19 protein-coding genes are annotated in these 20172 nt (G+C 61.4%); 5 read left to right on the top strand and 14 right to left on the bottom strand.

All coding sequences use genetic code 11. The annotated features are described in order from the left end of the window. Positions 1-48: 48 nt before the first annotated feature. The 7 genes from ABRP34_RS14470 to ABRP34_RS14440 form a co-directional block, all read right to left on the bottom strand. Positions 49-1062, bottom strand: coding sequence for a D-cysteine desulfhydrase family protein (locus ABRP34_RS14470; protein WP_353710715.1), 1014 nt, complete (start codon positions 1060-1062; stop codon positions 49-51). A gap of 304 nt (positions 1063-1366) precedes the next feature. Next, positions 1367-2137 (bottom strand): IclR family transcriptional regulator, encoded by a 771-nt coding sequence (locus ABRP34_RS14465; RefSeq protein WP_353710714.1) that lies wholly within the window; start codon positions 2135-2137, stop codon positions 1367-1369. 128 nt (positions 2138-2265) lie between these two features. Continuing rightward, entirely contained in the window at positions 2266-3483 is a 1218-nt protein-coding gene (locus tag ABRP34_RS14460; protein ID WP_353710713.1) for a mandelate racemase/muconate lactonizing enzyme family protein, read from the bottom strand. Further along, the gene (locus ABRP34_RS14455) at positions 3470-4471 is read right to left on the bottom strand and encodes a C-terminal binding protein (protein ID WP_353713370.1); all 1002 of its coding nucleotides are present in this window, start codon (positions 4469-4471) and stop codon (positions 3470-3472) included. Before ABRP34_RS14455 ends, ABRP34_RS14460 begins: the two co-directional genes overlap by 14 nt. A 43-nt stretch (positions 4472-4514) precedes the next feature. Further along, positions 4515-5093 carry an OsmC family protein gene (locus ABRP34_RS14450; RefSeq protein ID WP_353710712.1) on the bottom strand — a complete coding sequence of 193 codons (579 nt, stop codon included), beginning with the start codon at positions 5091-5093 and terminating at the stop codon, positions 4515-4517. Positions 5094-5169: 76 nt separating this feature from the next. After that, positions 5170-6516, bottom strand: coding sequence for an MFS transporter (locus ABRP34_RS14445; RefSeq protein ID WP_353710711.1), 1347 nt, complete (start codon positions 6514-6516; stop codon positions 5170-5172). Between the two features lie 870 nt (positions 6517-7386). Beyond that, positions 7387-8214, bottom strand: a complete 828-nt coding sequence (locus ABRP34_RS14440; RefSeq protein ID WP_353713369.1) for a DMT family transporter — start codon at positions 8212-8214, stop codon at positions 7387-7389. 162 nt (positions 8215-8376) lie between these two features. Here ABRP34_RS14440 and ABRP34_RS14435 point away from each other — a divergent pair, with 162 nt between their 5' ends. Both ABRP34_RS14435 and ABRP34_RS14430 read left to right on the top strand, forming a co-directional pair. Beyond that, a complete protein-coding gene (locus ABRP34_RS14435; RefSeq protein WP_353710710.1) occupies positions 8377-8931 on the top strand; it encodes an XRE family transcriptional regulator in 555 nt (184 codons plus the stop codon). Between the two features lie 415 nt (positions 8932-9346). Next, positions 9347-10048 carry a PAS domain-containing protein gene (locus tag ABRP34_RS14430; RefSeq protein WP_353710709.1) on the top strand — a complete coding sequence of 234 codons (702 nt, stop codon included), beginning with the start codon at positions 9347-9349 and terminating at the stop codon, positions 10046-10048. A gap of 45 nt (positions 10049-10093) precedes the next feature. Here the strand turns inward: ABRP34_RS14430 and ABRP34_RS14425 are convergent, their stop codons facing one another. Both ABRP34_RS14425 and ABRP34_RS14420 read right to left on the bottom strand, forming a co-directional pair. Next, a complete protein-coding gene (locus ABRP34_RS14425; RefSeq protein ID WP_353710708.1) occupies positions 10094-11335 on the bottom strand; it encodes a MalY/PatB family protein in 1242 nt (413 codons plus the stop codon). Further along, on the bottom strand, positions 11329-11745 hold the full coding sequence (locus tag ABRP34_RS14420; protein WP_353710707.1) for a RidA family protein: 417 nt from the start codon (positions 11743-11745) through the stop codon (positions 11329-11331). Before ABRP34_RS14420 ends, ABRP34_RS14425 begins: the two co-directional genes overlap by 7 nt. 435 nt (positions 11746-12180) lie before the next feature. On the opposite strand from ABRP34_RS14420, the gene ABRP34_RS14415 reads away from it, so the two are divergent. Continuing rightward, positions 12181-13686, top strand: a complete 1506-nt coding sequence (locus ABRP34_RS14415; protein WP_353710706.1) for an amino acid permease — start codon at positions 12181-12183, stop codon at positions 13684-13686. A 328-nt stretch (positions 13687-14014) separates the two neighbouring features. After that, a complete protein-coding gene (locus ABRP34_RS14410) occupies positions 14015-14308 on the top strand; it encodes a hypothetical protein (protein WP_353710705.1) in 294 nt (97 codons plus the stop codon). Between the two features lie 293 nt (positions 14309-14601). Here the strand turns inward: ABRP34_RS14410 and ABRP34_RS14405 are convergent, their stop codons facing one another. The 5 genes from ABRP34_RS14405 to ABRP34_RS14385 form a co-directional block, all read right to left on the bottom strand. Continuing rightward, complete coding sequence (locus tag ABRP34_RS14405; RefSeq protein WP_353710704.1) at positions 14602-14934, bottom strand: carboxymuconolactone decarboxylase family protein; 333 nt, start codon at positions 14932-14934, stop codon at positions 14602-14604. A 208-nt stretch (positions 14935-15142) separates the two neighbouring features. Further along, a complete protein-coding gene (locus ABRP34_RS14400; protein WP_353710703.1) occupies positions 15143-16588 on the bottom strand; it encodes an MFS transporter in 1446 nt (481 codons plus the stop codon). A gap of 156 nt (positions 16589-16744) precedes the next feature. After that, positions 16745-18166: a mercury(II) reductase gene (gene merA / locus ABRP34_RS14395; RefSeq protein WP_353710702.1), complete on the bottom strand. Its 1422-nt coding sequence runs from the start codon at positions 18164-18166 to the stop codon at positions 16745-16747. 32 nt (positions 18167-18198) lie between these two features. Then, a complete protein-coding gene (locus ABRP34_RS14390; protein ID WP_353710701.1) occupies positions 18199-18627 on the bottom strand; it encodes a DUF6069 family protein in 429 nt (142 codons plus the stop codon). Positions 18628-18630: 3 nt separating this feature from the next. Next, positions 18631-19503, bottom strand: coding sequence for an alpha/beta hydrolase (locus ABRP34_RS14385; RefSeq protein ID WP_353710700.1), 873 nt, complete (start codon positions 19501-19503; stop codon positions 18631-18633). Between the two features lie 88 nt (positions 19504-19591). Here ABRP34_RS14385 and ABRP34_RS14380 point away from each other — a divergent pair, with 88 nt between their 5' ends. Beyond that, a complete protein-coding gene (locus ABRP34_RS14380; RefSeq protein WP_353710699.1) occupies positions 19592-20149 on the top strand; it encodes an ABATE domain-containing protein in 558 nt (185 codons plus the stop codon). Positions 20150-20172: the final 23 nt, after the last annotated feature.

Genomic DNA, 20172 nt, shown 5'->3' with positions numbered 1-20172 from the left:
CTTGTTCCGACCTTGCCGTGAGTCGCCGCTCCTTTCGGCTAAAACTCCCTACCGTTCCTCCCTGCCGGCTACGCTCGCGCGATAACCAAACAGACCAGGTTGGCCTCCTGTGTGGAGGAACAGGATGTCACTGACGCAGCCAAACCCATGTTCCTTTTTCCGGATCCCGGCAACCAGACCTGCCATGGCCTTGCCGGTGTATACCGGGTCCAGAAGTATTCCCTCGGTTCGGGCCAAGAGGTGCACGACGTCCAACATGTCATCAGTGGGTAATCCGTAGCCGGGGCCGATGAACCGGTCATCCACTGTGACGTCGTCCATCGTTGGGCTGTTTGCTTGATCGGCACCCAGCAGGGCGGAGGTGTCCAGGGCTAGCCGGTGGACTGCTTCACGCTGGGGATGTTCCGGGAAGGCCACGCTGAAGCCGACCACCGGGGTCGTATCACCCGAAAACCGGAATCCGCTCAGAAGCCCTGCCTGGGTACCTCCGCTGCCGGTACCCAATGCCACTGCGTCGAATCTAATTCCCGTGGCCATTATCTCTTCTGCGCACTGGACGTATCCGAGTCCAGCCTTGGCGGTGGAACCGCCAAGGGGAATAGCGTACGGAGTTTCGCCGCGCTCACGGACAGACTCCACTGCGAGTTGGAGCTCCTCGGCGAGCGTTAGCTCCGAACCGACGAACTTGATCTCTGCACCGAACATGCGGTCAAGAAGCACGTTGCCCGAGTTGCGGTAGTCCGCATCGGAGAGTGCTCCTGGCCCGAGTACAAGGACGCATTTAAGGCCAACCCGGGCTGCGGCCGCGGCAGTCTGTCTTGCATGGTTTGACTGCATTGCCCCGCACGTCACCAAGGTGGTTGCTCCAAGGCGCTGTGCCTGGCCGATGAGGTATTCGAGCTTGCGGACCTTGTTGCCTCCCAGCGCGAGACCGCTTTGATCATCCCTCTTAATCCAGATACGTATGGGACCCCCAAGAGCCTCCGAGAACCGGTCGAGCGGGTGCAAGGGCGTTGGGAAGTAGCCCAGCCTGGTCCTTACCTCGAGTGCTTCAGCAACCACGGTTTTGATCCATTCTTTGCGTTTATTCTAGAGCGCGGGTTTTCCCGCCTTAGGGCTTGATGCCAGTGATAGGAATCAGCCCTGTGGCCACCAGCCGTGCTGAAATGCGGAAGGGGCAGAGGGTTTTGGGTGCCACTAGTGACCAGGAGTCTTGCCTCGGCCCCTGCCACAACCTCGCAGGCCGCGGAGAATTGTTTATCCTGGGCTGCGTCCCACGCCAACGAGGACCTTGCACGATCGCTTGTTCGTCCGCTTCGATGAGGCAACAGTTTCAGCGAGCGTTCGCTTCCCGTCGCGGACCGGTTCAGCCGTTGACGCTGAGGCGGCGCATGCTGCTGTTGCTGAAGCGGGGATCAAGTTCGATCAGGGCTTCCGAGAAGGCGGCAGCCTCCTGCTGCAACCACTCGACGATTTGGGATCGCCGGGGCTCGGTCATGCGCGGTTCTATTGCGGCAACGCTGAGCGACGCTACAGGGTCTCCGTCTGCTCCCAAGACGGGAACCCCAAGACCGGCAGAGTCCGGGATCAGGAGCCCGGGGAAATACGCATATCCGTTGGCCCGGGCTTCATCGACCATTTGACGCACCACGGTGGATTCAAGGCCAAGATTTCCACCGGGGTGATCGGCATCGTCCCGGATGATTCGTTCGATGTCGTCGTCACCGAGCCATGCCAGCAGGGCAAGGCTCCCGGCGCAGGTTCCGAGCCGGAGCCGGTCGCCGACGCGCGGGTTGAGAGTGCGGATGGGGAAAGACCCTACGGCCTGGTCAATGCAGAGGGCCTTGTTGCCGGCACGCACCGAAAGGTAGACAGTGTCTCCGGTCAGTTCAGCGAGGCGGAGCAGGTGTGGTTCAGCTACGTCAAGTAGTCCGTGCCTGTCTGCTGCGGCGCTTCCGTAACCAACCAGGGGCAGGCCCAGGAAGAACGTCCCTGACTCGTCGTCCTGCTCGACCCAGCCAATTTTGGAGAGCGTTGCCAGCAGCCGGTGAACTGTGGTCTTGGAGAGTTTGGTCTCAGCGGCTATGTCGACCAGGCGGCTGCCGCTGCGGCCCGCGGCGGAGATCGCCTGGATCACAGCGGCAGCGCGCTCTACACTACGGATGCTGTCCGTGGCCCCAGCTAGCGCAGGCCCCTGCTCTTCGGGCGTCGTCATGGAATCAGAGTATCCGGTATTGACATGCGAAGATCCGGGCGCTGTCATGGCTACCGCTTTATCCCGAGATACGCAGTTCGTTTTACAGCCGGTCGCGAGAGGATCGCCTCTTCAATGGGTTCTGTCCCCCACCCTGGGCGGCCGGGCACCTGGAGCCGGTCCCCTCGCAGGACCGGTGCGTGGGTGAAGAGTTCATCGTCGAATTCAAGGCGGTCCACATCGTGTTCCATAATCCGCAGGTTCGGTGCCGCTGCTGCGAAATTAGCGGACATCATGGTCGAGAGGTGGCTGTAGAAGTTATGCGGGGCAACGTTGACGTCGAAAGCTTCGGCGGTGTTTGCAATCTTCATTGCCTGCCAAGCGCCGTTCCAAATGACATCGACAATGCCGACGTCCAGGGATTGCCGCTTGAAGTACGGCAGGAACTCGCGGACGCCAAACAGGGTTTCGCACGAGGCGATGGGGACGCCGCTCTGTTCCCGGATGTGAGCCAGGGCATCGGGGTTGTACAGGTCGAGCTCAGCCCAGAAAAGGTTGACGTCCTTCAGTGCACGCAACAGGCGGAGGTATCCCTCGGTTCGAGCGTTGAAGTTCATGTCCAGGAGGATCTCAACCTCGTCCCCCACTCCTTCTCGAAGCGCCTCGACATGGGCCACGACGTCCTTGATGAGCTTGAGGTCGATGTTGAGTCCTGGCTCGTAGGGGTTACCGAAGCCGGCGCCCCAAGACTTAGGGCCATTGGGACCATAGGAGAACATGTTGGTCTTGACCGCTCCGAAACCGCGATCACGTGCTTCGCGCCCGGCCTCAGTAACGCCCGCCAGGTCCGAAATGCGCGATCCATAGTGATCGGGGTGGCTGATGCGCCAGCTGGCGCAGTGGGACCAGTAAACCTGGATTTCATCCCGGTGCTTGCCGCCGAGCAATTGGTGGACAGGAATACCAAGGATCTTCGCTTTGGCGTCGAGCATGGCGTTTTCGATCGCGCCGAATGCTTCTGCCGGCAGCCCGGATGGTGCGGGCCGCGCCGTTGCTGCGACCTGCATATAGGTGCGCTCGTGGTTGAAGATATCGGCGCCCACAAACAGCGGGGCGTAGAGCTCAATGACGTTAGTGAGGCCTCGTGGGCCGAAGTCTTCGTCAAATTCTGACCAGCCGACGACGCCGTCCTCGGTCGTGAGTTTGACGAAGTGGTAATTTCGCCAGCCTGCATCGCAGGACAGTGTTTCGATGCTCTTAATTCGGACAGTCACTTCATCGTGGTTCATCTTGCCTCCATCGGAAAGAGTTGGTCTGCGGAGTGTTTACCGGGTGGGCGACCTGCTGGCCTTTCAACAGGCGGGCTATGTCGGCAAAGGCTGTGGTGCTGACCTCTTGAAGGGAGTCAGCTGAAAGATACGCGATATGCGGCGTCAGGGTGATAGCTGGCTGGGACCGCAGGGGACTGGTCTCGTGAAGCGGTTCCTGCGCAAAGACATCCAGGGCTGCGCCGGCCAGGTGCCCGGAACCGACTGCCTCGGCCAGGGCGGCTTCGTCGATAATGCCGCCCCGGGATACGTTGACGAGGAAGCTACCTTTCTTGAAACGGCCCAGTGCGTCCTTGTCGATGAGGTTTCTTGTCTGGTCGGTCAGTGGGACGTGCAGCGACACTATGTCCGATGTGGAGATGAGCTCATCGAAGTCCATCGATTCCGCACCGACTGCCCATATTTGCTCAGGATTTGTGCGCGGGCTATTGGCGCGAGTGGAGAACCCGATCGGGGCAGCCATCTCCGCCAGCCGTTTCCCGGAGCGCCCGAATCCGATGATTCCGAGGGTCAGTTCGGACGGGCGCCGGATGGTCCTGCCAATCTCCTGACCATTCCATCCGTGCGCCCGCACATCCGCCTCGAAGTCCTTGAGCCGGCGTATGCCGTTCAGGATGAGTGCGAGGGCATGGGTTGCGACATCTGTGTAGTTGCCGTCCGGCACATTGGTCACCTGTACCCCCAACTCCGTTGCGGCAGTGATGTCGATTGAATCGACACCGACTCCGGGCCGGGCGATTACCTTGAGGTGCGGCAAGGCTTCCAGGACGGTCCGCGTGATGGGCTCGGTCATGACGACGAGCCCATCCGCGTCCCTGCAGTTCGTGATGATTTCGGCCTCCGTCGCACAGGGCCGTACCTCGACTGAAACACCGAGTTCTTCGAAACCCTTCATCGTTGCCTGGTCGACAGCGATTGGGGAGCCATCAATTTTGTATACCCGGTGCATCACGAACGCTTCCTATCCTGCGGTTTGTCGATCTGGGGTCGGACTACGCCAGCGTCGTGACCACATCAACGGGGCGGATCAGGGTGTCCCGGATCGGGGACCGCTGCTGCACCGTCTCGACCAAGTCCTCAAGTTCCTCGCGGGTTGCGGTCGGAGCGTCGAGTTCCACCGTGACGCGGATCTGGCTGGCACCGGGGTTCTCTTCAGGGGCAATGCCTAGGAAGGAGGCAAGGTCGAAGTCAGCCTCGAGCTGCAGCTTGTAGCTTTTCAGTTCGATGTTCCTGGCAGCGGCATTGGCCGTGAGGGTGACGGTGTAGCAGCCTGCGAGGGCCTGCAGGACATATTCGGCGGGTGATACCGCGGTGTCCGTTCCGAGGAGGCTGGCCGGCTCGTCGCTGCGCATCTCGAACTTACCTGCCCGAGAGGCATCCTTCTGGCCTGCCTGGGTGAGTGCGCCGGTGGCGGACCGAAGCTTGAAGCCGTCTTCCCATTCGCCCTCTACCGAAAAGGTGACTTCACCGAGGGTCCGCTCGCCCCGCACCGCCTCGATGGTGGCCGTGAGCTGGTCCAGGTCGACGCCATTGACGATGCCGCGCTCTGTGTTGGTCTCTGTTACAGACATTGATGATCTCCTGTTTGTTCTGGCAAGTGCTTGGTCAATGTAACCATAGTTCCGTTGGGCGGAACAGGGTTCCGTTTTATTTTATAGCAACCGGGGCATGAGCGAGTTCTTCTGCCGCTACTTTCGCGTTCTTGATGATCCTGGCCCGCGCAACGAGGACAAGGGCGCCTGACAGTAGCGTGAAGGCGCTGGCGACGAGCATTCCGGGCTGAAGGCTTCCGGTCATGTCCTTGAAGTATCCGGAGATGTAGGGGGCGAAGAATCCGGCGAGGTTGCCGATGGAGTTGATCAGGCCGATACCCGCGGCCGCGGCTGTGCCGGTCAGGAATGTGGGGGGAATCTGCCAGAAAACTGGAATCGAGCAGAAGACTCCCACAGCCGTGACGCAGATGCCGATCATACTCAGCAGGGGTGAGCCAAGGACCAGCGATATGGCGAGGGCGGTCCCGCCCAGGAAGCAAGTGATGGCGACATGGATGAAGCGTGACTGCGTCTTGTCCGAATGCCGGGACCAGGGCAGCATGACGGCGGTCGCGACGGCATAGGGAATGGCCGAAATCAGGCCGATCTGGGTGAGGTCGAACTTCACGCCGTACGTTGCCTGGAAGCCGGAAACAATCTGCGGGAGAAAGAACCCTACCGCGTAGACGCCGTATGCGATTCCGAAGTAGATGAATCCCAGCATGAAGACGCGGGGGCTGAAAGCCTTGCGGATCGAATGCCCGTCGTGGGCTGCGTCAACTGCCGCGTCTTCGGCCGCAATGGTGGCTTCCAGCCGTACGGCGTCAGCCCTGTCGAGCCATTTGGCCTTGGTGGGGCGGTCAACAAGGATGAAGTAGCCGATGACTCCCGCGAGCACTGTAATCACGCCCTCGATGAGGAACATAAAACGCCAGCCGACAAGTCCGAAGATGCCGTCGCCGTACTGCATCATCATGGTCGAAATTGGCGATCCCAGCAGGAATGAGATCGGAGCCGCGATGTAGACGAAGGCAACGATGCGTGCCCGCTGCCCGCGGGGGAACCACATGCCAAGGAAGTAGATGATCCCGGGGAAAAACCCTGCCTCCGCAACGCCGAGCAGGAAGCGCAAAATGTAAAAGCTGATTGGTCCTTGCACGAAGGCCATCGCGCCAGCGATGGCGCCCCAAGTCACCACGATCCGGGTGATCCAGATGCGGGCACCGAACCTATCAAGCATGAACTGGCTGGGTACTTCAAAGAGGAAGTACCCAATGAAAAATACGCCTGCGCCCAGCCCATATGCAGTGGCGCTCAGGCCCAGGTCAACGTTCATGGTCAGAGCGGCGAAGCCTACGTTGACGCGGTCTACGTAGCTGAGGAAATACAGAATCATCAGCATGGGAAGCAGGCGCAAAGCGACCTTCTTCAGAACTGGTTTGTCGATGTCGGCGATAGTCATCGAGGTGCCTCCTACAACGTCAATGTTGTTTGTGAATGTGACAGTTTCGGTTTCCACCCCAAGTGGAATGTTTGTAGTGCCGCCGGCATCAGCGCGCGGTGACTCAAGCTCTTCAGTCAATTGGACTGGGGACAAGGCCCGATCCGAACGGAGTCGTTTGCCTTACGCCTTTAGTGAACCAGCTCACGTAGCGCCACGTCAAGAAAAAGTTTCGCTAGACGGGTTTCTGTTCTACGTAGCGGAACACAAGCGGAGTGACGGGCCCAGCACTCCTATTGAAGGCCGCCCCTGGCTGGAGGGGGCGTAGTGCCAGATTGACGCCCGGAAGTGATGCGCGCAGCCGAGAGCGCAGTTATGCGAATAAACCCAGTAGCAATAGGTCCGAGGAGTTGTCCATGGCTGGAACACGGTCAAAGTCAGGACCGGCGATGCGCGCCGTCGCCGCTGCCGCTGGCGTCTCGCAGGCTACGGTTTCCTTGGCGCTGAACTCGGATTCCGGGTCATGGTTCGCGGAGGAGACGCAAGCGGGTCCGGGAACCCGTGGCCCGCCCTGGCCTACCCTTCTATCGCCCACGCCAAGACCGATCGTGAAAGCGTGGCCGGAATGATTGGGTCTATCGGCGATCCTTTGCGACCATTCCTTTTGTCGGTGGCATCATCGAGGCGCGCAGCAGCGGGCATGGAAGACGGGCTCCTTCTGCTGACCGTGAATACCCACGGTGACAAGGAGCTTGAGGCCGGCCGCCCCGGGAGATGTTCCGTAGTTCCAGCGAGCATTTCGTTGGCTCAACGAGGAGCACGGCTCCGGTCGAGGTGGTCGCGCCCTGTACGGGTAAGTGACAGCAGTATGAGTCGTGGCAGGGGCAGGTGTTAGTCCGTTTGCTCGAGGTGGAGGAGAACGGGGGTTGGATTGTCCACCCCCAGTGCAGGCTCACCTGAAGTATTGGAGTCGCCACGCTTGCGGGGTTTGAGTTCGCTGACGAGGGCGCCGACGGCAATGAACACGGCCCCGACGATCGCGACCGGGGGCAGCCGGTCCCCGGCGACCCGGCCGATGATCGCAGCCCATACAGGCTCGGCGGCGTAGATGATCGTTGCCCGCGTAGGCGAGATGGATTTCTGGGCCCAGTTCATCGTGAGCTGGATGAGGCAGCTCGCAGCCCCCAGGACGACAGAGGCCGCCACCCACACCCAGGAGAATGCGGGCAGCTCCTCACCGACGACGGGCATGGCCAGAAAGCCCAGTAGTCCCGCGACAAGCAACTGGACCACGGTCACCCGGCCCAGATGCACCTTGCCCGCGAACCAGCCGATAAGGATGATTTCCGCTGCAATCGGAATGGTGCTCAGGACGGTTGCGATCTCCCCCGAGCCGAAGGTGAAGCCGACGCTGCCCGGGTCGGCGAGCAGCACGAGACCTACGAAGGCAAGCCCCACACCGATCCATGTAGGAAGGCGCGGCGGCTTTTTGAACACCATCCACTGCAGGATTGGAACAAGGGGAACGTAGAGGGCTGTGATGAATGCGGAGGTGCTGCTGTTGATCGTTTGGAGTCCGACGGTTTGCAGTCCGTAGCCGAGGAAGATCATCACGCCGATGGCTGAACCTGCCGCAAGGTCTTTCCAGGCAAGGCCATGGAGGACGCGCGCGAAAACGAGAGCACTGATGATGCCAGCGGTCACGAACCGCATGCCCACAAAGAACCACGGTCCGCTGTACTGGACAGCGATGTGAACTACGAGGAACGTCGCCCCCACATGGCTGTGATGAGGACGAGTGCGAATTCATGCCTGGAGAGCAGGCGCCATCGCGGACGAGTGTGCAACATGCTGCACACTCTATGGTGCAGAATAGTGCACATGCAAACAGAGGGAACTAACGGTGTCCTGGAGCACGTCAGTGCGAACGTGCGTCGCTATCGTTTGGCGGCTCAGCTCAGCCAAGTCGCTCTGGCGGACCGCGCAGGCATCAGCCGCCGTACTGTCGTCAAGCTCGAGGCAGGTGAGGCAAACATCAGCCTGACAGGCCTCGATCACCTCGCCGATGCGTTGGGTGTCACATTCGTCGATCTCGTTGCCGCACCAGCCGCACCTCATACCGATATCAACGAAGTTGCATGGCGAGGAGACCGGCAAGACAGCGTCGCGGTGCTGCTGGCATCCGTTCCCGCCGCCAAGGACGCCCAATTGTGGGCGTGGACCCTCGAAACGGGCGATCGCTACGACGCGCAGCCGGATCCGGTGGGATGGTCGGAGATGCTCTTCGTCTCCGAGGGCTCCATCCGCGTCGAACACGAGCACGGCGACACCGAGCTCCGCACGGGTGACCACCTTGCCTTTCCGACCTCACAGCAGTACGCCTACGTCAACGTCGGCGACACTCGGGCACGCTTCGTGCGAGTCGTCGTCAGCTAACGCACCAGCCCTACATTTTTCCGGACGAGCATTGATCAGTCGTTGAGATCGGCGATGTTTGCCCGCGATTACCCCGATCTGCTTAGTGGCGAAAAATCGCACTTCGAGGGGTGTCTCCGAAGGCGGTCATCATGACTCAGCGCAGGGAAGTTCGTGCCTTCGAAATGCTAATCGGGTCGAGGACAGGCGGACGAGGAAACGGGAACCCGGCCTATGCCTGTCTCTGAAACGCCATCACCCCTGGCCGCACATACGGAAAGTCACGAAGCCCTCGTTGATGTCGCCCCGTCTTTTTGAACAAAGTGTTAAAATTCTAGGACTGAGTGCAGTGGATTCAACAGCTTTGCAACGGAGGACTAGCATGGGCAGTCAGATGAGGGACACGATGGCGCCGGCTCCAGAAGGTCTCCAAGGAATGGACGCTGAATCAATCAACTGCGTCCTAGAGCTTCTAGTGGAGCCTCTCCAGGCTTCTGTTCCCCAGCCGACGGAGGTTGTACTGCACGATTTGCAGCGAATCCCGGACACGGTCCGGGCCATTGCCGGGGTAGTTACCGGTCGGCGCATCGGCGATCCGCCCACAGACAAACTTCTGGAACGAGTTGCTGCCGGGGACCTCAGCCACGAGATTGGATATCGGTCGCAGTTACCCGACGGGCGGATACTTCAGAGCACCACGATCATCTACTCCGACCGGGACGGTCGTGCCGCAGCAGCACTGTGCCTGAACACAGATGTGTCAGCCTGGGTCACGTTGCGTGCAGCAATGGATCGTTTTGTCTTGGGCCACGAGGCGGCACCCGCGCAGACGCAGGCTTCGCTGGCGGCGCACCGGTCGGCCCCATCGTCGGGACCGGTGAACGGAAGTGAATACTTTCCACATAGTGTTGAAGAGCTGAGCGGCCGCCTTGTTGATGCGGCGATTTCAACTGTTGGGGTGCTGCCCGAGAAGATGCGGAAGGAACATAAGGTCCAGGTAGTGGCTGAACTTGACCGGCGAGGCTTCTTCTTGATCAAGCAGGCCGCGGAGACAGTTGCCGCGGCGCTGGGAGTCACCAGGTTCACGATTTACAACTATCTCAATGAAGTGAACGGATCGACCGAACAAAGCGATTAAGCAAAGCAGGCCCGGGGCTCCTTCCCGGGCCTGCTTCCTTTGGTTTTAGGGACGGACTCGCCCCATTCGTTCGACAGCTTCAGTCAGGATCGTCTGGGAGGTCGCGAAGTTCAAGCGGACGTGGCCCTCACCGCCACTGCCGAATACGTGCCCTGAGCTCAACGCCACCCTGGCTTTGTCCAGGAACAGCTGCGCTGGTCCGGCCAAATCACTGACCACAGCTAGCCCACCGGGGCTCTGGGGCGTTTGTACTCCGAGGTGTCGGCAGTCCAGCCAGGCCAGGTAGGTACCTTCGGGTTCTTTATAGCCAACGTCCGGCAAATGTTCTGCAAGCAAATGCCTTAGCAGGGTTCGGTTCGAGTCCAGGCCCTGAATCAACGCTTTGAGCCACTCCTGCCCGTGCTTAAGCGCCGCTGTGTGAGCGATAAGCCCCAGATGGCTTGGTCCATGGCTGACTTCTTCGGGCATACGGGCGAGGTCTGCAGCAGCGTCGGGGCCGGCCACAGCCAGTGCGGCTTTCAGCCCGGCCAGGTTCCATGCCTTCGAAGCCGACATCACGGCAAAGGCGTTCTCGGAGCCGGGGACACTCAGGAACGGGATGAACGTGGAGCCAGGCAGGACGAGCGGGGCATGGATCTCGTCCGAAACGACCCTCACTCCATACTTGCTGGCTAGTTCAGCCACCGCTGTCAGCTCACGGAGCGTGTGAACGGTGCCGGTGGGGTTGTGGGGGTTACTCAGCAGGTAGGCCGCCCTGCGTCCCTCGTGCCTGATACGGCTAAAGGTTTCCTCAAGGGCATCCAGGTCAATCCGCAGGTCTTCGCCCAGGGGTGCTTCCAAAACCTGCCGGTTGTCGTGCGTAACGAAGGCGTAGAAGGGTGCATAGACCGGGGAGTTGACGACAACTGCGTCACCAGGACTGGTGACCAGTCGCAGAACTTCCACGACGCCCATCATCACGTCAGGAACAATCGCGGTCCTGTTGACATCCAACCCACTCCATGACCAATGCGCGGCCGCGAAAGCAGCAAAGGCTTCGGCATAGGCTGTGCCGACCGGATAACCTGTGTCACCTGCGTCGATGGCACGATGGAGCGCCTCGGCGACGGGGGGCGCCAGTCTGACGTCCATCTCCGCAACCCACAGCGGCAGCACGTCATCCGGGTGAGTCCGCCACTTCATGCTGGTGCGCTGACGAAGCTCGTTCAGGCTGAGCTCCTCCAGAGGGTTGGGAAGCTGGCTGGCGTCGTCGGCATGCATGCCATTCATTCTCTCTGTGATCAGCATTGGACTGCCAACTCAATTTCCACGCACGCCCCCAACGGAAGAGATGCCACACCCAGCGCCAAACGCGCATGCCGGCCCCGCTCCCCCAAAACGTCCAGAATCAGTTGGGATGCCGCATCCACAACTGCAGGCGCGTTATTGAACCCTGCTCCGGCAGCGACATACCCGCCTAGCCGTGCGACACCCTTCACCGCATCCAGCGAACCCAACGTCTCACGGATCACGTTGAGGCAGTTGGTGGCGGCCAAGGTCGCCGCCTCCCTGGCCTGTCCCACGGTCACTTCCGTCCCCACCTTGCCGGGATACAGCAGCCCGGCCTCGTTGACAGGAAGCTGACCCGATACAAACAGCAGGTCACCGACGCGCACGGCGCGGGCGTAAAGAGGAGGGGCAGTTACTGGCGTAGTCATAGTAGGCCTTCCATAAATTCAAGAATCGGAGCAGACGCACCCAGTGCTGCTGCGTATTCGCAGCCGAAGCTCGATTAGACATCTGTGGGTGGTGGTCGGAATCATAATTACACAAAATGTGTAGATATGGAAGCGGCAGGGCTTCAGTAGCGTCGCGCAACCGGTGTGTTTGCGACACCGACTTGAAGTTTTTACAACTAAGTGTTGATTCTGTTGTGACTTGGGGCATATCCTCAACTCTGAATTGAAAGTATGTAGGTGCCCTCGCGCCTCGACCTTCAATCCGGATCCTTGCTTCTTGGCCTTCCAGTGCTCTTGCACGCGCGGTTAGGGATGCAGGAAAACCCTTCGACATCTCCACGGCAGATGCTCCCATCCAGACAACCTCCTACGGTTGACGGGCATGGTGACATCACCGGCCAATGAAAGGTCCCCATGTCCGTTCCTTTGCCTGACCTTGACCTGCCACCTGAGCGGGAAAACACCCGTGAAACCCGCTCTGTTCACGCTGAAGACGCCGGCTATCAGAAGAGCCTGAAGCCGCGCCAAATCCAGATGATCGCCATCGGCGGCGCTATCGGGACCGGCCTGTTCTTGGGCGCTGGCGGCCGCCTTGCGGCTGCAGGACCGTCGTTGATCCTGGCGTACGCCCTTTGTGGATTCTTCGCTTTCCTCATCCTTCGTGCTCTTGGTGAACTGGTACTTCACCGACCGACATCTGGCTCGTTCGTCTCCTACGCCCGGGAATTCTTCGGTGAGAAGGCCGCGTTTGTATCCGGTTGGTTCTACTGGCTTGTCTGGGCCACAACTACGGTGGCTGACACCACCGCCGCTGCCCTCTACATGAACTTCTTCGGCAACTACGTGCCGTGGATCGGAGCAGTTCCGCAGTGGGCCTGGGCACTTATTTCGCTCGTGCTGGTGCTCGGCCTGAACCTGATCTCGGTCAAGGTATTCGGCGAGATGGAATTCTGGTTCGCGTTCGTGAAGGTGGCGGCGCTTGTTATCTTCCTCGTTGTAGGCACCTACTTCGTTGTCTTCGGGACTCCCACGGGGTCACCTGTCGGTATCCAGTTGATCCTGGATACCGGCGGACTTTTTCCCACCGGTGTGCTGCCCATGATTGTCCTTATGCAGGGTGTCATCTTTGCCTACGCCTCCATCGAGCTGGTCGGCACAGCCGCCGGCGAAACGAAGAACCCCGAGAAGATCATCCCCAAGGCCATCAACTCCGTGGTCTTCCGCATCGCCGTCTTTTACGTCGGCTCCGTCATCCTGCTTTCCCTCCTGCTGCCCTACACCTCCTACCAAAAAGGCGTCAGCCCCTTCGTGACGTTCTTCGGCTCCATCGGCATCCAGGGCGTGGACATCATCATGAACCTCGTGGTCCTCACCGCCGCCCTGTCCTCTCTCAACGCCGGCCTCTACTCCACCGGCAGGATCCTGCGCTCCATGTCGGTCAACGGCTCAGCCCCCAAATTCGCCTCCCGTATGAATAAAGCCGGCGTCCCCTACGGCGGCATCGCCATCACCGCGGTGGTCTCGCTCCTGGGCGTCCCGCTGAACTACTTGCTTCCGGGCGAGGCCTTTGAAATCGTCCTCAGCGTCGCGGCGGTCGGCATCATCACCACCTGGGCCACCATTCTTCTTTGCCAGATCCAGCTCAAACGTTGGGCCGACAAGGGTTGGCTCAAGCGCCCCTCCTTCCGCATGTTCGGCGCCCCCTACACCGGCTACCTCTCCCTCCTCTTCCTGGGCGTGGTTCTCATCATGATCTTTATCGACACTCCCGCGACGCTCCTCGTCACCATCGTGGCCGTGGCCCTCATGGTGGTCGGATGGTTTGCCTGCAGAGACCGCATCAGGACCATTGCAGAGACACGGGAGGGCTTCACCGGCGCCGCTTCAGCCATACCCAGCCCGGACCGCGAGAAGCCATAACCTCTCCCCCGCGCCGGCCGGCGGCATGCCCCTCCCAGCCCAGTGTCGTGTGATGGGGCGAAAGCCCACGACTAGCAAACTCAAACGCCGGGTTTCGGCCCATGACGATGGGGCCGAAACCCGGCGTCCAACAAACTTCGCCTTAAACAACCCCTTAGATGCAGGTAGACGAAGTTTGCCTACCCGCCCAGAGGAGTAGTTGCAAACCCACACGTCTAGAAGAGGCGTCGCAAAGGATCCGAGTTCGAGCTTCGTCCCCTACATAGGCGCGCAGGTTTCTTGCCGGCAACGAGTCCAGCTGCATCATTTGCCATCACCAAGGACAAACATGAAGCTCGAAAATCACAACCAGTGGAGCGCCCTCATTGGCGCACGCGTGGAAATCCGCCACAACGGCGTCGCCATCAGGAACGGCGCTGTCGATGACGCAACGGACGATTCCTCCGTTCTCTGGATTGCAGCCGAGGGCGTCCAGCCGCGAACCATGTACGAGGCAGCCCTGGGCTACCAAGCCTGGGTCAAACCCCAGGAGCTAGACGGGACCAGCTGCTTCCGATACCGGATGACAACTGCTCATCTCTATCCGTTCAACCAGGCAGCCGCCCTCAGCAACGCTCGGTGAGCTCGTTCATGGACGTCCCGCCCTTAGCTCCTGGACACCGGGTGGATTTTAGATCGTGTCGATCACGGCATCTTGGGGACCCGGAGCCATTAAGTACGGATAACAGACGCACATGTGAGTGTTCTTCCAATTAGGGCACACCTGAATCTGACACCGGCCGTTTGCTTGACGGAATATCCGTTATTGGCTCTTAAAATAGGCGGGCGAGCGGGCTGTCAAAGGGGTTCTGCAGCTTCGGTATGCGGGTCCAGACGATGACCGACCGGTTCTCGCGTGTCGCGCCTTGCTTGGCGTTACTCAGTCCTTTCGGCCATGCTTCTCATCGCTTTCCACCCGTGGGTCACTCCACCGCCGGCGCGCAGCGCTGTAGCAACCATGACAGCCTCCGCAATGTCGGCTTTGGAGGCTCCTGCGGTGGCGGCACGCTTGGTGTGATCCTCGATGCAGAAGTGGCATTGCGTGGTGACCGCGACACCAACGGCGATAAGTTCCCGGACAAGGGGGTCAAGGCCGCCGGTCTTCTTGCCGAAAACCGCCTTGTCGAACGCAAAGAACGCGGAGACCATCTCTGGCGCGCTCTCCTTCAGATCGTTCATGTACTGGGCATCTGCCTGGTGATCATGCATTATTTAGCCTTTCGTTGCGCGGCGTTACTGCTATTGCTGGTGTTACTGAGGGTGACCATGACGAGACGATGAGTTCGGCGGCGGCAAGGATAAAGACTCGGCTGCTTTCGGGACACGGAGTCAGGATGGGGAAGGATGCTGCCGCCGCGATTGGCTTGGGCTCGAAGGACCAACGTGCCCGCCCTGATGGGGGCGGGCCTCCCTGCGGCTAGTGGCTCGGCTGCTTGACCACAGCCACAGCGGACTTGCCATCGGCTTGTGCCGTTGGTTTAGACGGCAAGGTGGTGGCTGCCAATAGCCCGGCAGCTGCGAGCATGCCGGTGGCGACGGTGAGTGCACTGCCGTACCCGGCGATCAACTGAGCGCCCGCTGTTGCGCCGGGTTCGGACGTCCCGGTGACGGTTGCGGCGATGCCAGCCAGAACCGCCAATCCCAGAGCCACCCCGATCTGTTGCGCGGAGTTGAGCAGTGCGGAGGCAATGCCGGCCTCGTTGGCTGCCGTGTTGTAGACCGCGGCCTGGGTTAGGGCAATGACACCGAGGCCGAACCCGAGGGCGAGGAAGAACATAGCCGGGGCAAGGTGCAGCCAGTAGCTCGTGTCTACCTGGATGAAGGAGAACCAGAAGGCCGCCGCCGCGCTGAGCAAAGCGCCCCCTGCTGCGATAACGCGCGGAGCCACCTTGTTGAGCAGTTTGGGAGCGCCGCCGGCTCCGACGACTATCCCGGCAGCGAAAGGAAGCCAGCTCAGCCCGGTCTGCAAGGGGCTGTAGTGCTGTACCTGCTGGAGGTAAAGGGTGATCACATAGAAGGTGCCCATGGGCCCAACGGCCAGCAACAGCATAGACGCGTAGGCACCGGCGCGGCCGCGGTCCCTGAACAATCTCAGCGGAACCAGCGGCGTGCTGCTGCGTGCTTGAGTGGCGATGAATGCTGCAAGCAGTACCAGTGCGGCGCCGAGGAGCCCAATCCCGATCAGGTCGGTGAAACCATCTTCGCCAAAGCGGGTAATGGCATACACCAGGGCCACCATGCCGCCGGTTCCCAGCACTGCGCCCCTGACGTCAAGGCTGCCCGGGTGGCGCTCTGCTTCAACAAGCGTGCGGCTACCGAGAAGCACCAGGATGCCGATAGGGATGTTGATGAAGAACACCCAACGCCAGCCCAGGGTGTCGGTCAACACGCCCCCGAGGAGCAGGCCGACCACGATTCCGAGGCCGGACATCGCGCCGTACAGCCCGAGGGCGGCGTCCCGTGTCTTGCGCTCGGCAAAGGTTGTGGCGATCAAGGCCAGGGCATTCGGCGCGACCAGCGCCGCCCCCAGCCCCTGGACGGCCCGGGCGCCAATGAGCGCCCCACTGTTCAGGCCGAGACCGCCGACCAGTGACCCAAGCACAAAGATAACGAGGCCCGCCTGCAGGGCACGCCGGCGCCCATACAGGTCGCCGATCCGACCGCCCAGGAGCAGCAGGGCGCCGAACGCGAGGATGTAGGCGTTCACTATCCAGGGCAAATGCACGGCATCGATCCCGAGTTCCTGCTGGATGCTCGGCAACGCGATATTCACGATCGAGTCGTCCAGCACCAGCATCAGCTGCGCGGTGGCTATCACCAGCAGGGGTATCAATCCGCTCCGCTGTCCCGCCTTTTCAGTCACGACAATTTCCTCTTCTCCCTGGCAGGATCACAGCCCGCACTTCAAAGTTCAAGCAACATACCCCCACGGGGTATGCTCTGCAACTATACCCGGAGGGGGTATATGAGTTCAAGCAAGCCCTTGAAGTTGGATCGCCCAGCGGCGGTCTCGTTTGCGTCAGTTGTGTATAGCGGCGGGCATTTGGGCTGCGATCCTGAGGGATTCGGCCATGGTGAGGAACGGGGCCCAGGTAGTTGCGAGCTGTTGGGTGGTGAGGCCGGCAGACAGGGCATAGGTTGCGGCAGTGATGACCTCTCCTGCTTCCTCGCCGACCATATGGACGCCCAGGAGCCGGCCGGTGTCCGGGTCTGAGATCAGCTTGAGCAGGCCGGAGGTCTTGCGGTTGATTAGTGCCCGGGGCACGAAGTTGAGCGGGAGTTCGCGTGTCTCGAATGGGCTGCCGGCGGCGTCGGCTTGGGCGGGGGTCAGTCCCACCGATGCCACGGCCGGGGAGGTAAAGGTAACGCGGGGCAGCACGGTGTAGTCGAGTGCCTGGGGAGCGTCCCCGAAGGCGTTGGAGACGGCGGCGGCGCCCTGTGTTGCTGCAACATAGACGAACTGGGGGTGTCCCGTAACGTCGCCGGCGGCCCAGATGCGGGGGTGGGAAGTGCGCAGATGCGCGTCCACAGGCACTTCCCCGCGCACGCCGACGGCGAGCCCGACAGAGTCCAGGTTCAGCCCATCGGTGATGGGGCGTCGTCCTGTGGCGATGAGCAGCCGTTCAGCCGGGACGCGGATGGTGGTGGCGTTGACCTCGACCGTGGCGAGGACACCGTCGCCGTCCGGCTGGACCTGTGTCAGGTTAGCCGCTGTAAGTATCTCGATATCTTCCGCCTCGAGGGCCTCCTGAAGTGCCGCAGAAATCGCGGGGTCCTCGAAGGGGGCGATCCTGTCGGCCACTTCGATGACGGTGACCTTGGCGCCCAGTCTGGAAAATAGCTGTGCCTGCTCCAGTCCGATCGCGTTGGCCCCGACCACTACGAGCGATGCGGGCAGTTGATGCAGTGACATTGACGTCACGGAGGTCAAGTAATCGATTGTGTCGAGCCCTGGAATGGGCGGGACGAACGGTTGGGCGCCGGTGGCGATAAGGACATGATTGGCAGCGATCTTTTCCGCGTTGCCGTCCTCATCGGTGATGCTCAGGGAAACGCCGGTTTCGTCGGCTTTAATGAACGATGCGGTGCCCCGGCGCAATGTGATGCCGGCCTGTGCTGTCGCGTGGACGTGGTCGCGTTCTCGCAGCTTGGAGATGAATGCGTCCTTGTCGCTGATCAGTGATGCCATGTCCACCGGGCCGGCGGAGGAGGTGATGCCGGGGAATCTGTTGCTGTCGGCTCCTGCTCGGGCCGCTGCAGCTGCCAGGAGGTGTTTGGAGGGTACGCAGCCCACGTTGAGGCAGGTGCCGCCGGGATGGCCGCGCTCGATCATAACGACGGATTTTCCGCGGCGGCGGGCTTCCGTGGCTGCGGCCTTCGCGGCGGAGCCGGCGCCGATGACTGCCAGGTCGTACATGTGGTTTGTGGTGGGGGTGTTCATGGAAGTCTCCTATGCGTTGGTATCGGACTGGTTCAGGACGGCAGCGGCAGGAGCCGCCTGTAGACCGGGACGGCGATCGCTGCGGGCGCTACGTGCATGAGGACTGCAGCGAGGACGCCGGCCGCCCCGCCCTGCTCGAGCAGGAACACGTCCGGAATGCAGGAGGCAAGGACGACCACCGGCACGAGCCAGCTGAGCAGTTTCCGCGGATTTTTCGAAACCGCACGCGTGATGGCCCAACCCACCGTGCCCATCAGCACTCCGAGTACCGTCAGGAGGGTGTACGAGGGCGGGTTAAGGGGCTGGAAGTTGTTGGGCACGCCGGCGATGGGTGCCAGCAACGCGATCATCGCGTTGGCCCCGACGCCGGCCAGGGCTGCGGCGCTAAGGCCCAAGGCGACGGACCAGCGGTTCCGCCGGATGGTCGGCTGGACGGGCGGTGTATCAATGACGGGATGCATGCTTCAGCTCCAGGACCGGTCGAGGAAACCGTCGATGAGCTGAGCGATCTCCGCCACATGCGTCTCGAGGGCGAAGTGGCCGGTGTCGAAAAGATGAAGCTCGGCACCGGGCAGGTCGCGGAGGTAGGCCCGGGCGCCCGGCTCAATGAAGAAGGGGTCGTTCCGCCCCCAGACAATGAGGGTTGGCGGAGCGTACCGGCGCAGCCATTCCTGCCAGCGGCCATAGCTTGCGATGTTCGTGTGGTAGTCGAACAGCAGGGCGAGCTGGGCGTCCTTCCGGCCCGGGAGCTCCAGGAAGTGCTGGTCGAGCGTCCATCCGTCCGGGGCGATCATGCCAGGGTCGGCAACCCCGGTTTCGTACTGGCTGCGGGTTCCGTTCAGGGTAAGGAGGTCCTGGAGTGTCTGCACGGCGGCGGAGTCTTCGGGGTCCAGAGTGAGGAGCCCGCGGGCCGCCTCTGACAGGCCTTCCTCGTAGGCGTTGCCGTTCTGTACCACAAGCCCGGCGATCCACTCCTGATGCCGCTCCGCGATGCGGAACCCGACGGGTGCGCCAAAGTCGAAGACATACATCGCGAACCGGGACAGCCCCAGATGCTGCACGAAGCCTTCGATGATTCCCGAGAGGCTGTCGAAGGAATAGAGGAAACCTTCCGGGACCTCGGTATGGCCGAATCCAGGCAGATCGGGTGCGATCACCCGGTAGCGCGAGCCCAGTGCGTCAATCAGACGGAGGAACTGGTGGGATCCCGAGGGGAAACCATGCAGGAGCAGCAAGACGGGTGCATCCGCTTGGGCTGGGCGTGATTCACGGAAGAACACCCGGACACCGTCCACTTCAACATGGCGGCAGGCGACGGGGGGAAAGAGGGAAGACAAAGGCTAACTCCTTATGGGGTCTTTTATGCATTAGTTGCGCAACGGGAACGAGTCTAACCCCTAAACCGGCGTCGGGTAGCATTAGACTATGAGTGCCCTTGCCCCGCTGGTTGGAGAGCCGTTGGCTCTGGACCTGGTCAATACCCGTTACGCGCACGGTGATTTTCTCGTCACGCCTGAGGATCTGAGCGCCTGGCTTGCTTTACAGGCCGATCGCTGCCCCGAAGGCCTCTCCGGGAACATTGGCCCTGCAGAGCTGGCCGTTGTGCGGTGTGTCCGGGACCGATCAGCGCGGGCCATCGAGTGTGCCCGGAGGGAAACCCCGCTCGGCCACGATGACCTGGACGCCATCAATCAGATGCTGCGGGGGTCTCCCTGCATCCTCGAGCTTGTTGATGGCCCCGACGGGCCCACTGCCAACCGGCGACGCCTGGGCTCCGCAGCGGAGCGCCTGGCTGCATGGCTGGCCGAAGGCGTCGTCGAACTCCTCACGGACCCGGCGGTTGCCCGGATCCGCCAGTGTGAGGCCGAAGACTGCGTCCTGCTCTTCCTTCCATCCAACCCGCGTCGCCGCTGGTGCTCGCGCACGCGCTGCGGAAATCGGATGCGGGTTGCCCGCCACTATCAACGGCGGAAGGCGGGATAAAGCAGCGCCGGCGCGGCGGGGGC

The sequence above is a fragment of the Arthrobacter sp. K5 genome, assembly GCF_040448525.1.
GTDB lineage: Bacteria > Actinomycetota > Actinomycetes > Actinomycetales > Micrococcaceae > Arthrobacter > Arthrobacter globiformis.
Note: the sequence above shows the minus strand (reverse complement) of the source record. Positions and strands in the feature narration are given on the sequence as shown.